The sequence below is a fragment of the Xanthomonas sp. F14 genome, assembly GCF_014199865.1.
Genome location: NZ_JACHOM010000001.1, coordinates 904,775 through 918,852, shown reverse-complemented (window position 1 = coordinate 918,852; position 14,078 = coordinate 904,775). Strand labels below are relative to the sequence as shown.

Annotated in this window: 8 protein-coding genes; 1 reads left to right on the top strand and 7 read right to left on the bottom strand. The window is 63.8% G+C overall.

What is annotated here, in order from left to right:
- Window positions 1–100 precede the first annotated feature (100 nt).
- On the top strand, window positions 101–589 hold the full coding sequence (locus tag GGR73_RS04085; protein ID WP_456362914.1) for a hypothetical protein: 489 nt from the start codon (window positions 101–103) through the stop codon (window positions 587–589).
- On the opposite strand, the gene GGR73_RS04080 is transcribed toward GGR73_RS04085, so the two are convergent.
- The 7 genes from GGR73_RS04080 to galD form a co-directional block, all read right to left on the bottom strand.
- Window positions 543–2,081, bottom strand: a complete 1,539-nt coding sequence (locus GGR73_RS04080; RefSeq protein ID WP_065032301.1) for an MASE1 domain-containing protein — start codon at window positions 2,079–2,081, stop codon at window positions 543–545. The genes GGR73_RS04085 and GGR73_RS04080 overlap by 47 nt on opposite strands.
- A 384-nt stretch (window positions 2,082–2,465) precedes the next feature.
- Window positions 2,466–3,893 carry a sugar porter family MFS transporter gene (locus GGR73_RS04075; protein WP_016904374.1) on the bottom strand — a complete coding sequence of 476 codons (1,428 nt, stop codon included), beginning with the start codon at window positions 3,891–3,893 and terminating at the stop codon, window positions 2,466–2,468.
- Window positions 3,894–3,980: 87 nt separating this feature from the next.
- Entirely contained in the window at window positions 3,981–5,318 is a 1,338-nt protein-coding gene (gene xylA, locus GGR73_RS04070; RefSeq protein WP_046342382.1) for a xylose isomerase, read from the bottom strand.
- A gap of 47 nt (window positions 5,319–5,365) precedes the next feature.
- Window positions 5,366–6,859: a xylulokinase gene (gene xylB, locus GGR73_RS04065; protein ID WP_024939776.1), complete on the bottom strand. Its 1,494-nt coding sequence runs from the start codon at window positions 6,857–6,859 to the stop codon at window positions 5,366–5,368.
- Window positions 6,856–9,237 (bottom strand): glycoside hydrolase family 95 protein, encoded by a 2,382-nt coding sequence (locus GGR73_RS04060; RefSeq protein WP_184455748.1) that lies wholly within the window; start codon window positions 9,235–9,237, stop codon window positions 6,856–6,858. The genes xylB and GGR73_RS04060 overlap by 4 nt, the downstream gene beginning before the upstream one ends.
- 91 nt (window positions 9,238–9,328) lie before the next feature.
- Complete coding sequence (locus tag GGR73_RS04055; protein WP_184455746.1) at window positions 9,329–12,232, bottom strand: TIM-barrel domain-containing protein; 2,904 nt, start codon at window positions 12,230–12,232, stop codon at window positions 9,329–9,331.
- Window positions 12,233–12,355: 123 nt separating this feature from the next.
- Entirely contained in the window at window positions 12,356–14,026 is a 1,671-nt protein-coding gene (gene galD / locus GGR73_RS04050; protein ID WP_456362935.1) for a GH35 family beta-galactosidase GalD, read from the bottom strand.
- Window positions 14,027–14,078: the final 52 nt, after the last annotated feature.

The window sequence follows — 14,078 nt, the reverse complement described above, 5'->3', positions numbered from 1 at the left end:
CGGACGGTATGCCGCAGCGATTTTCTGCGACAAACAATCAACAAAATCTGCCATTCAACACGTAACGTATAAGCGCCTGAATCGCAGGCGGAGTTGCCCCATGCAGGGGGAAGGCAAAATCATGAAGAACGCAAAAACCTGGCCTATGGCTTTTTGTTTAATCATCGGACTCTTCGCATCGAGCGCGGCGATGGCTGATTGCTGCCCCAGTGGCGGCATCGGCGCGCCCGCCGTCGGGCTTGGCGATAGCAATCCCAAGGCAGCCAACCTCGCTATGGACTCCTCGCTTGCCATCTACGAGTTCCATCGTGATGGCGTGACATATTTGCAAATCAACGACGTCACCGGTGTGGTCCACGCTGTCGTCGCCCGGGTGGATGACGCTCTATGGACCCTACCAATGGGCAAGGATGTGGATCGCGTTGTATTGCCCAAGAAAAATAAAATCTCCTCAGCTCCAAGCCTGAGCGAGCTGACTGCAAACGATGCAGCCCAGATCAATCAAGCCCAACTTGTCTATAAGACAAGAAACTTCACAGTGCTCACACGGCGCGGAGCAACTGGGGATCAGTGGATCGTGTCTCCCTGACCAGTACGGGATTGGCTTCAGCCACCAGGAATGTCAGAACCAATGCATGGCGGCGATGAAACATGCCGCCATGCGCTTTCAATCTTGCTTTCAGTTCTGCTTCTACGTCATTCGAGTCGCGCCGTACCGCGTCAACCGATGAGGAATCAGCAATAACACGCACTGCAACACCACGCGTCTCCCTCGCTATCCATGCACGCACCTGGATGAAATGCCTACCAGCCGGAGGCAGAATCTCGACGCAATTGAGCACACTGCGATAGGCACTCAACTGTAGCTCCAAAGACAGGCTCCTACAGTCGCCACGAAACACACATTGGAACTTGGAAGCGCAGAAGCGCTCAAGCGCCGGCGAACATAGCGCTTGATACAACCCATGCGTTTCTATTTCCAACGGATACAATGCAGCCACATATTGCTGCAACAGCTGCGATTCGATAACACCCACTCGTGTCATCTCCATCGCAACCGAATGCTGCCCTTTTGCTCTCAAATCGGCCACCACATCTTTGCGCATCCGATTGATCTGCACATTGATGTCGGAGTATTCAAGCACGCGATTGCGCAACAGGCGCTCGGCGCTGGCGTAACTTGCGCGACCAAAGGTATAAATATCATCCTTCGACTGATTCGATATACCGCCGCGGGCAGGCTCACGCAGACGGGCGTTGAAGACAAACAGAATCGTCGTCACAAACGCATAAAGCAGTTGGATATTGAAAACAGCCTGATCAAAGAACCCGAGCTGATACACCTTAGGCATCGAGAACTCAAGCGCAAAGCTTGCCAACAGCGCCCCTAAGGCATTCCCTCTCCACCCATGCCTGAAAGTCAGTACCACCATCGGTACGAGCATCGCGACCATCAAAACGTTTCGAATCGATGGATCATTCAGGACACTAAGAGTGAAGAAGAAGCTGAGGACAACAACCACAGCGACACCAACATCCCGCGGAAAACTGGAACGCACAGGGCTCTCATTCCAATTGGCCCACAACATTACCGGCAACAACAGGGTGAGCACGCCGAGATAGCTGCCCGCCCCATATCGCAACAGCAGGTCTATTACAGGGTAGATCGGCGGCCCACCGAGCAGCCCATTCAATAACAGGCTGCATAACGCATTCCAAAGCGCTAGCGCGAGAGCCGCGGGGACAAGCCACTGCTCCCGCTTGACGATGTAAGGAGCGCGGTAACGCAGCAGTCCAATCGCACAGGCGATCAAGGGCGCGTGCAATAGGGGGCTCAAATACGACCAGAGCGGGCTGAACCCCTGAAGCTCGCCCAAAGGAATCCGCAGGAACAACATCGCTGCGGCGTCCCCCGCCAACAGAAACGGCCACTCCCGATAAGGTCGATAGAGCAAGGTAACAACCCGCAAACCAACTGGTAGGTACCACTGATCAAGGGAAAAACGCCAAAGCATCAGAAACACCAGGCAGTAGCACACGCTGATCAGCATGCCCCTGACAAGCTCTTTAGCTACCGCCATACCACCACTCCTTGGTTCCACGATTCGCCCTAGTCTGGAGGGAAACTGCCTGGTGGAGTATAGCGGTGGCGCACAATTTGCAAAAAGAGCCGGTGCCCTCCCAGGCGGTTATCGCCGTTGAAGACGCGCATTGCACTTTGGTGGTGCGTTGGGCCACATGGGAATCAGGTCGCCTGACACAGCACAGGCCGGAGCAGCAGGCAGTCACGAGACGACGAATGCACCCAATCCAGCCCGACGATGACAGCCAGCGCGATTGGGGCGCCTGCAGCGATGCAGGCATGCGAGACATCGGCAAGGTCCCGGCAAGACCATTAACGAACAAGGCCGCGCAGTGCGCGGCCTTGTTCGTCTTCCATGCCGATATCCGCATAACGGAGCAGATCAGCCCTCCATCTGCTCCAGCTCCTTGCCCTTGGTCTCGTAGACGTACTTGAGCACGAAGAACACCGAGATGAAGGCGGCGACGGTGTAGATGCCGTACGCGCCGGCCAGGCCGATGCTGCCGAGCAGGATCGGGAAGCTGACGGTGATGGCGAAGTTGGAGGTCCACTGCGCGGCGCCGGCAATGGCCAGGCCCGAGCCGCGGATCTGGTTGGGGAACATCTCGCCCAGCATCACCCACATCACAGGGCCCCACGAGGCATTGAAGAACACCACGTAGACGTTGGCGGCCACCAACGCGAGCATGCCCATGGCATCGGACATGGCGAGCTTGCCGTTGGGGTCCAGCGAGGCGGTGGCGAAGGCATAGGTCACCAGGGCCAGCGAGACCGCCATGCCGGCCGAGCCGATCCACAGCAACGGCTTGCGGCCGATCTTGTCGACCAGCATCACCGTGACCAGGCAGGCGCCGATGCTCAGGCCACCGGAGAGCACGTTGATCAGCAGTGCGTCCTGCTCGGAGAAGCCCACCGCCTGCCACAGCACCGCGCCGTAATAGAACACCACGTTGATGCCGACCAGTTGCTGGAACACCGCCAGGCCCACGCCGATCCAGACGATCGGGCGGATCTTGCCGGTGGCCTTGTTGATGAGGTCGGAGAACTTGGGCTTGTGCTGGTCGGCCGACATCGAGGCCGAGATCTCGGCCAGCTTGGTCTGCGCGGCGGCGTTGCCGTATAGCCGCTTCAGCACCACCAGCGCCTGCTCGCGGCGGCCCTTGACCACCAGGTAGCGCGGGCTTTCCGGGATGACCAGCAACAGCAACAGGAACAGCAGCGAGGGAACCGCCTGCATCCAGAACATCCAGCGCCAGGCGGCCTGCCCGGCCCATAGCGGCTCGGTGGAGGCACCGGCGGCGTTGGCCAGCAGGTAGTTGCTCAGGAATGCGCAAAACAGCCCGCTGATGATGGCGATCTGCTGCATCGTGGCGAGCCGGCCGCGATAGCGCGCGGAGGCGACCTCGGCGATGTAGGCCGGCGAGATGACGCTGGCGGCGCCCACCGCAAAGCCGCCCATCACGCGAGCGAAGATGAAGAAGCCGGAACTGTGCGAGGCACCGGCGCCAATGGCCGAGAGCAGGAACAGTGCCGCAGAAATGATCAGGACCGCACGGCGGCCCCAGCGGTCGGCCAGACGGCCGGCAAAGAAGGCGCCGATGGCGCAGCCCAGCAGCATCGAGGCGACTTCGAACCCGGTCTCGGCGGCGCTGGAATTGAAGGTCTGCTTCAGGCCGTCGACAGTGCCGTTGATCACACCGCTATCGAAACCGAACAAAAAACCGCCGATCGTGGCTACGCAACTGATCAGGACGATAAAACGGGTGTTCTCACCGGCATCGGGGGCGCCGTTTACGGAGACACTGGACATGGATTCACCTGGAAGCATGCAAGGGAGCGGCCACGGGGGCGGCCGACATCGGCCGGCGACGCGCAGTGCGCCGCCGGCCACGGGACATCAACGGGTCAGATACTGGTTGATCAGGTTCTCGTAGGCTTCCTGACGGCCGCTGAGCTGCTTGGGTTCGTTGCCGGCGGCGTACTTGGCCAGATCCACCAGCGTGCTGCTGCCGTTGGCGAAATCCGCACCCGCGCCGCTGTCGAAACTGGCGTAACGCTCGGCGCGCCACTGCTCCAGCGGCGAGGAAGTCAGCAGCGCATTGGCCACTTCCAGCCCGCGTGCGAACGCGTCCATGCCGCCGATATGCGCCAGGAACAGATCCTGCGGGTCGGACGACTCGCGGCGCACCTTGGCATCGAAGTTCAGTCCGCCCGGTGCCAGCCCGCCCTGACGCAGCACCACCAGCATCGCGCCGACGGTGTCGTACAGGTCGGTCGGGAACTGGTCGGTATCCCAGCCGTTCTGCGGGTTGCCGCGGTTGGCATCGATGCTGCCGAGCAGGCCGGCATCGGATGCCACCTGCAGGTCGTGCTCGAAGCTGTGGCCCGACAGCGTGGCGTGGTTGGCTTCGATGTTGAGCTTGAAGTCCTGGTCCAGGCCGTGCTGGCGCAGGAAGCCGATCACCGTGGCGCTGTCGAAGTCGTACTGGTGCTTCATCGGCTCCATCGGCTTGGGCTCGATCAGGAAGTTGCCGGTGAAGCCGATCGCGCGGCCGTAGTCGCGTGCCAGGGTCAAGAAGCGCGCCATGTTGTCCTGCTCGCGCTTCATCTGGGTGTTGTGCAGGCAGGCATAGCCTTCGCGGCCGCCCCAGAACACGTAGTTCTCGCCGCCCAGCTCGACGGTGGCATCGATCGCGGCCTTGACCTGCACCGCCGCACGCGCGACGACATTGAAATCAGGATTGGTCGACGCACCATTCATGTAACGCGGGTGCGAGAACAGGTTGGCGGTGCCCCACAACAGCTTAATGCCGGTGTCGGCCTGGCGCTGCTTGGCGATGCCGACCATGTGCTTGAGGTTGCTCTGGTACTCGCCGATGTCGTCGGCATCGGGCGACAGGTCGATGTCGTGGAAGCAGTAGTACGGCACGCCGAGCTTAGTGAAGAATTCGAACGCGGCATCGGCCTTGGCTTCGGCGCGATTCAACGCAGTGTTGCCGATATCCCACGGGTACGCGCGCGTGCCCGGGCCGAACGGATCGGCGCCGTTGCCGCAGAAACTGTGCCAGTAGGCCACGGCAAAGCGCAGATGCTCGGCCATGGTCTTGTCGCCGACCTGCTTGTTGGCGTCGTAGACCTTGAACGCCAGCGGGTTGTCCGAGTCACGGCCTTCGAAGCCGATCTTGCCGATACCGGGGAAATATTCCTTGGCGCCGATGTAGACGGTGTTGCTCATGGGGTGGAATGTCCTTGCTGCTGGGGGAGTTGTAGAAAGCGTGTCGATCAGCCGGCGTAAAGCGGGCTGACCACATGCAGGTGCTTGAGGAAGTGCTGGTAGTGCTGCTGATACTGGGCCACGCGCTGCGGATCCGGGCGCGCCGACAGGCTGTCGTCCACCTGCAGATGCTCCAGCACCACATCCGACAACGCGTGCGTAGCGCCGTCATCGCGATCGCAGGCCCACAAGGCCTGCAGCGCGGCACCGAAGGCAGCGCCTTCGGGCTGGGTCGGCACCACGACCTGCAGGTTGAAAATATCGGCCACCATCTGCCGCCATTGCGCGCTCTTGCTGCCGCCGCCGGTGAGCAGGATGGTGTCGAACTGCAGACCCGCCGCAACGAAGGCATCGAAGCCGTTGCGCAGGCTGTAGGTCGCCCCTTCCATCGCGGCGCGATAGAAATGCGCCGGGGTGGTGTTGTGCAGGTCCATGCCGAACAGGCAGCCGCGGGCGGCCGGCAAGTCCGGGGTGCGCTCGCCGTTGAAGAACGGCAGCAGCACCAGCCCATCGGCGCCCGGCGTGGTACTCGCGATCAAGGCGTCGGTCTGCTCGCGGGTGATCGAGAACATGCGCATCACCGCCTCGGTGGCGACGGTGCAGTTCATGGTGCAGATCAGCGGCAGCCAGCCGCCGCTGGACGAACAGAACGCGGCCCAGCGTGCCTCGTCGTCCACCACCGGGTGATCGGCGTAGGCGAACAAGGTGCCCGAGGTACCCAGGCTCATGGTCAGGCGTCCCGGCACCACGTTGCCGGTGCCGATGGCGGCCATCATGTTGTCGCCGCCGCCGGTGGTGACACGCACGCCGGCCGGCAGATTCAAGGCATCGGCGGCGGCGTCGGACAAGGCATAGACCGCGCCGGTCTCCACCAACGGCGGCAGTGCCTCGCGCAGGTCGCGCTGCGCGTCCACCGCGCCGAGCATGCGCTCGGACCACTGCCGCGTGCGCACGTCCAGCCAGCCGGTGCCGGAGGCATCGCCGACTTCGGCAAAGCGCTCGCCGGTGAGCCAGAAGTTCACGTAGTCGTGCGGCAGCATCACCGTGGTCATCGCCGCATACGCCTCGGGGCGATGCTTGCGCGTCCACGGCAGCTTGGAGGCGGTGTAGCCGGCCATGATCGGGTTGCCGGCGGTGGCCACACTGCCTGCGGCGCCGCCTACCGCATCCATGATTTCCTCGCATTCCAGTGCGGTGCTGGTATCGCACCACAGCTTCACCGGTGCGGTGACGCTGCCATCGGCGGCCACCGGCACGAAACCGTGCTGCTGGCCGGAGACCGAGATGCCACGCACCTGCGCACGCTGCTCGCCATCGAGCTGCGCGAAGCAATGCACGATGCCGTCGATCCACCACTGCGCCTGTTGCTCGCGGGTGCCGTCGTCGCGGCTGATCAGTTCCATCGGCGCGGCGATCGTGGCGACCACGGCGCGCTCCTGTGGGTCGTAGGCCACCAGCTTGACGCTCTGCGTGCCCACATCCAGTCCTACGTACAAGCTCATTGCGTCACCAATCGGTTGTTGTTGAGGCCCACCTGCCGGGTGCGGCCGGCACCCAGTTCCAGGTCCAGGGTCTGCCCTGCGTAAGACAGTTGATAGCGCCCGCCCCGCTCGCTGTGCACGCGTGCCTGCTGCAGGCGGCCGCCCTCCCAGTGCAGGTCCACGCTGGCACCGCCGCGCACGCGCAAGCCACGCACACTGCCGCGCGGCCATGCCTTGGGCAAGGCAGGCAGCAGGAACACGCTGCCGCCCCAGCTTTGCAGCAGCATTTCGGTGATGCCGGCGGTGCCGCCGAAGTTGCCGTCGATCTGGAACGGCGGATGCGCGTCGAACAGATTCGGGTAGGTGCGCTCGGGCGAGATCAGCAGTTGCAGGATGCGGTAGGCATGCTCGCCATCGGCCAGCCGTGCCCACAGATTCAGCCGCCAGCCGATGCCCCAGCCGGTGGCGTTGTCGCCGCGCGTTTCCAGCGTGCGCTTGGCTGCGGCGGCAAGCTCGGGCGTATCGCGCAGATTGATCTGGCTCGAAGGATGCAAGGCGTACAGATGCGAGACGTGACGGTGATGGATCTCCGGCGCCTGCATGTCCCAGTCCTGTTGCCACTCCTGCAATTGCCCCGCCTTGCCGATGCGGTTGGGCGGCAATTGCTCGCGCAGCGTGCTCAGTTGTTGCGCGAAGGCGTCGTCGACCCTGAGCAGCTTGCTCATCGCGATGCATTGGGCGAACAGATCGCGCAGCAGCTGCGCATCCATGGTGGGGCCGGCACACAGCGCAGCGTTGAACGGATGCTGGTTTTCCGGCGACATCGACGGGTTGGTCACCATCGCGCCGGTCTGCGGATCACGCACCAGCGTGGCGACGAAGAACTCCGCCGCGCCCTTGAACAAGGGGTAGATCCTGTCCAGATAGGCACGGTCGCGGCCGTAATCCCAGCGGTCCCATAGCTGTTGCAACAGCCAGACGCCACCCATCGGCCACAGGCTCCACTTGGCGCCATCGATCGGCCCGGCCTGGCGCCACAGATCGGTGTTGTTGTGCACCACCCAACCCGGTGCGTCGTACATCGCACGTGCGGTGTGCGCGCCGGTCTTGGCCAGATCGAACAACATGGATTCCAACGGTTCGACGCACTCGTGCAGCGCGTTGGCCTCGCTGGGCCAGTAGTTCATCTCGGTGTTGATGTTGATGGTGTACTTGCTTTCCCACGGCGGCTGCATCAGGTCGTTCCAGATGCCCTGCAGATTGGCCGGCTGGGTGCCGGGCCGCGAGCTGCAGATCAGCAGATAACGGCCGAACTGGTGATACAACGCGGCCAGCGCCGGGTCGTTGCCCTGCGCAAAACGCTGCACGCGCTCGTCGGTGGGCAGTGCCGCCGCCTCGCTAGTGCCCAGATCGATCGCCACGCGCCGGAACAGCCGCTGGTGATCGGCCAGATGCGCACGCAGCAGTGCGGCATAGTCCAGCTTGCCGGCCTTCTGCATGCTTGCTGCGGTCAATGCCAACGGATCGCCATCGACTGCATCAAAGCGTTGGTAGCTGGTGGCGGCGGTGAGCAGCAGCACCACTTCATCGGCGGCCTCGATGCGCAGGCGGTCACGCAGCCCGCTGAGCGTGCCGCCCTTGACCTGCGGCAGCACGCGCAAGGCAAAACGCAGCTTGCCGTCGATGCCGGCGAAGCTGCCGTTGCGGCCGCTGAACAGCAGCCCGTCCTGCTCCACCGTGACCGCGCCGGTCTGCGGGCTGTCGATGCCCACGCGCAAGGAAATCGCGCGTGTCCGATCGCAGGACAGGCGCACCACGATGCATTGCGACTGTGCCGACACGAACACTTCGCGCTTGTGCACAGCACCGCCGGAGCGGAACGTGGTGGTGGCGACGCCGGTATCCAGATCGAGCTGGCGGCGATACTCGCTGATGCCGTCGGCACGATCGAAATCCAGCAACAGATCGCCCAGCGGTTGATACGGCATCTGCTTGAGCGGACGCGAGAGCATCTTGGCGTCGGCCAGGGTTTCGGCTTCGGCATAGCGCCCGGCAAACACGAGCGCGCGCACCTGTGGCAAGGCCGCCAGCGCGTCGGGGCTGGTGGCATCGTACGGGCCACCTGCGTACAGCGTGTCCTCGTTGAGTTGCAGGCGCTCGTGGGCAATGCCGCCCCACACCATCGCGCCCAGCCGGCCGTTGCCGACCGGCAGCGCCTGCACCCATTCGTTGGCCGGTTCGCGGTACCACAGCTGCAAGGCATCGCCCGCAGCAACGGCAGGCAGCGATTGCTCGCCGGCAGCCTTGGCCGGCGCAGCAATGACGGACGCAGCCGGCGCAGCGCCCAGCGCCGCGAGTGCGGCACCGGTTGCCTTGCAGACTTCCCTGCGGGTCAGCACGTGCACCACCGTGCTGCATGACCGGACCTGCACGCCCGAGCCTTGCGGCGATCCGGCATCTGCGCACTCACTGACTGACAACGAGTTGCGATCATCGACGACGCGCTTTGCCGGACGCAATCTTGCGCTGCAACACGCTGACCGGATTGCCGTCGTACTGGATGCTGGCATCGGTCCTGGGCTCCAGCGCACCGGCGTCCTCGCGCGGGCCGTCGACAAAGCGCACATTGACGGTGCGCTTGGCCTGCATGCCGGTCCAGCTGCCTTCGCGCTTGCCGATGCTCAGCTCGCCCTTGGCCTGGTTCCAGCGCAGCGGAATGCGGCTGAACTCGCTCTTCTCGTAGCCGTAGCCCTTGCCGTCGTCCTCATACAGCGAGAACTGGCCGTCGGCGCCGGTGTAGACCACCACGGTGAGCGGCGCATCCGGCTTCTGATCCACGTATTCCTGCACCGGGCCGGTCGGCACGATGGAACCGGCGCGCACGAACAACGGCATGCGCTCGATCGGCGCGGCCGCCTCGATACTCTGGCCGCCTTCATAGCGCTTGCCGGTGGCGAAATCCAGCCAGCTGCTGCCGGCCGGCAGATAGACCTGACGCGAGGTGGCGCCGAAGCGGGTCACCGGTGCGACCAGGAAGGCCGGGCCGAACAGGTACTGGTCGTTGATGTCGCGGACCTTGGGGTCGTTCGGGAAGTCCATCATCATGCCGCGCATGATCACGCCATCGCGCTGATAGGTGTCGCCGGCCAGGCTGTAGATGTACGGCAGCAACGCGTAACGCAGGCGGTTGTAGTACGCCATGCTGTCGTAGAACGGCGTGCCTTCCGGGGCGATGTTCCAGATCTCGCGGTACGGGAACTGGCCGTGCGAGCGGAAGATCGGCACGAATGCGCCGAACTGGAACCAGCGCGTGTTGAGTTCGCGCCATTCCGGCAGGTGTGCCGGGTCCTGGTTCTCGTAGCGCTTCTCCACCGCAAAGCCGCCGATGTCGAAGGTCCAGTTGGGCAGGCCCGACAGCGCCATGTTGACGCCACCGGAGATCTGGTCGCGCATGTCGTCCCAGCGCGAGACGATGTCGCCGCTCCACACTGCCACCGCATTGCGCTGGGTGCCGGCGTAGCCCTTGCGCGAGAGGATGAACACGCGCTTGTCGTCGGCCGCACGGTCGCCCACGTACACGCCATGGGTGTGCGGCAACGGGTAGGAGTTGAAGTATTCGGTGGACGAGCCCAGCGCGTTGGGCGTGGTGCGCGCCTTGCGCTCGCCGATGTCCAGGTTGGAATGCACGTCCGGTTCGTCGGCGTCCATCCACCACGCATCGAAGCCCTTGCTGTTGAGCTTTTCGTTGACCTGGCGCCAGTAGATCGCCTGCGCCTTTTCCGAATACGGATCGTAGAACGAGTTCTTGTAGCCCTTGCCGATCCAGTCCAGCTCACCCACTTCCACGTTGCGCTTGAACATGAAACCGGCCGCGTCCAGTTCCTTGTAGTTGGCGGTGGTGGGATAGAACTTGGGCCAGATCGAAATCATGATCTGCGCATGCATGTCGTGCACCGCCTTGACCATGCCGTCCGGATCGGGGAAGTGCTGCGGGTCGAAATCGTGCGAGCCCCAGGCATTCTCGGGCCAGTACGACCAGTCGAGCACGATGTTGTCCAGCGACAACTTGCGCTTACGGTATTCGGCCACCGCGCCGACCAACTCGTCCTGGCTCTTGTAACGCTCGCGGCTCTGCCAGAAGCCGTAGGCCCACTTGGGCAGCATCACCGACTTGCCGGTGAGCTCGCGGTAGCCGGCCACGGCCTGATCGTAGGAATCGGCCGAGACGAAGTAGTAGTCGATCATCTGGCCGGCTTCTGACCACAGCGACAGGTCCTTCGCTTCGGCGGCTGGCAGCGGGTCGCGGTGCAGCAGCGCGATGTAGCTGGGGTCGATCAGGTCCCATTCGACCTTGACGGTGTGGCGCGTGCCCGGCTCCAGATCCAGCGTGAACTCGTGATTCCACGGGTTCCAGTTCTGGCGCCAGCGATCGACGACCAGCTTGCCGTCCACGTACAGCTTGGCGTACTCGCTCGAATACAGCGAGAAGGTGTGCTCGCCACCGGTGAGCGCTTCGATCTCGCCCTCCCAGGTGACCTGCATGCGGCTGTCCTTGTCCTTGGTGATCGCCTTCTTCGGATACTTGGTCAGGTCGCTGAGGTACTGGTAGTTCACCTCGCTCTCGCGGCGTTCCACGATCTGCTTGCCGTTGATCGCATAACGCGCGGTCAGCGCACCGGCCTTGCCCTTGGCGTCGTACAACTTCAACGTCTTGGGCAGCGGCTGCAGGCCGCGCGGGTCGCCCAGGCGGCTGATCGAGTTGTTGTCCCACAGCAGGCCGTAGTTGCGGCTGGACACCAGGTACGGCACCGCCATGTCGATATTGTTCTGCTGCAACTCGATGTTGCGGCCCTTTTGGTTCATCCAGCCCTGCTGGTGCTGGCCGAAGCCGTAAAGCGCTTCGTCGTCGGGCGACTGGAAGCGCTGACGCACGCTCAGGTACTGCTTGCCCTCCACTTTCAGCGGCGCAAAGCTGCGCCCGCCGGCAACCTCCGACAACACCGGCTTGCCATTGGCATCGGCGAAGCTGACATGGCCATCGACGGTGGACACGGTGGCGGTGACCTTGCCGGTCTTCAGCTGCACGCTGTCGCCCTGCTCGGCCAGCTGGAAGTTGCCATCGCCCTGCACCGGCACGCGCATCAGGCTGGGGCTGCGCGCGAAGTCGCCGTCCGGGTCGGCACTGACGCGGATGATGCCGGCATCGACCACCTGCAGACGCACCGGTGCGGCGCCCTTGGCGCTCGGCACCACGGTGACGCCATCGGCGGCCTTGCGCACTTCCTGCGCGTGCGCGGCATTGGCCAGCAAGGCCAGCGACAACGCCAGGCACTGCGCAAGCGGTGTAAGTCGGGTGGCAGGCGCATGGCCGGCGGAACGGTTGATGGTTTGCATGTTCACTCCCTTGGAATTACGAAACGCTGCCGCGGGGGCGGCAACGCATGGGTTCATTGCGTTCGACCTGGAAGCGGGCCTGCTGCGCAGCGATCTGGCTGCGCAGCAAGTGGCCGTGCAGGTTTACTTGTAGGTGGCCAGCTTGATCTTCAGCAGCTGCGGCGCGCTGGAAAAATTGACGCCGTAATCGGTCTGGTCGCCGTTCCAGTTGCGCTCGAACTTCCAGTCGCTGCCGTCGTACACGCCTTCCTCGACGCGGTCGTAGAGCATGTTGGCGGTCGCCTCGCTGGCCGGATGCAGGGTCACGCGCACGTGGTAGCCGGTGACCAGGAATTCGTCCGGGCCAAGCTCGGCGATCAAGGCCGCGCCGATCGGCTCGGGGTTGCCCGGCGGCTCGCCCTTGAACCAGAACTGCGGCACGCCGTAGGTGATGGTGGCGCCCCAACGCTCGTTGAGCTGCAGCTCCTGCACCGCCTGGCCGGGTTCTTCGGCCGTGCCGTGCAGCTTGCCTTCGGACGCGGCCTTGGCGAACGGACGCATGCCGCGCTTGACCAGCTCAAACCCCAGCGCAAACGGGGCCAGGGTTTCTGCGTTGACGTGCTTGGCGCCCAGCGGATAGTTGGAATAACGCGTGTAGTCCATGCCGAACGCCGACCAGCCGATGCCATCGTGGCCCAGCGTGGGGAACAGATAGCGCGCGTATTCCGGGCGGTTGCCGGTTTCGGCGACGAACAGCGCATTGTCCGGGCGGGCGTAGCGCTCCAGTACCGTGGTGTAGGTACGGTATTCGGGCATGTAGATGTCCGGCGCCAGCAGGTCGATATGCGGGCCGGCGGCCTTCCACACATCCAGCACGTTGTCGGTGGGGCCGCCGCTGGCGTACTGGCCGGGCTGGCCGGGATTGAACGGGCCACGCAGTGCGGCGTTGACGTACATCGGCAGCGGGTATTCGGCCTTGCCGGCTTCGGCCACCTGGTCGATGTAGCGACCGATCGACCAGGCATGGAAGATCTCGTCCGCATCGGCACCGAACACCTGTGCCCAGCTGCCCGGCTGCTTGTTCAAGCGCTTGAGCAGCTCTTCCGGCACCGGGCCGTCGAACAGCTTCTGCGCCATCGGCGAGAAGTCGCGCACGCTGCCGTAGGTGCCCGGCTCGTTCTCGGGCTGGATCATGATCACGGTGTGCTGCGGATCGACCTGCTTGAGGTGCTGCATGAAGGCGACGAAGGCCTTGCGGTCGGCATCCAGGGTGGCCTGCGCATGCGGCGACAGCGACCCGATCGCCTTGCCCTCGCGCGTCACCACGCGCGGAAAGCGCTGGTTGTCGGTCTTGACCCAGTGCGGCGCGTACGCCGGGCCGTTGTTCTTCCAGGTCGCAAACCACAGCAGCACCAGCCGCACCTTGTGCTCGCGTGCCTGCGTGAGCAGCGTATCGACGAAGGAGAAATCGAACTTGCCTTCTTCCGGCTCGACCTGCTCCCAGGCAATCGGCACCTGCACGGTATTGGGGCCCAGCACCTGCATCGCCGGCCACACCTTGTCCATCACGCCGGGATAGTTGCTGGAGTTGTTGACCTGCGCGCCCAGGATCAAGAACGGCGCACCATCGACCATCAATGCGTGTTTGCCGTCCTTGCTGACGAACTGCGGCATCGGCGTCTGCGCAGCCGGCGCCGCTGCCGTGGCAGGCGCGGTCGCTGCGCTACCGGCAGTCGGTGCGACTGCGGCCGGTTTGGCTTGGTCGTTCTGCTCGCCGGATTGGCACGCTGCCAGGGCCAGCGTCAGCGCGGACAGCAGCAGCGGACGCAGGCAACGGCGTGCAGGGGAAGAAGCGATCACACGTGCA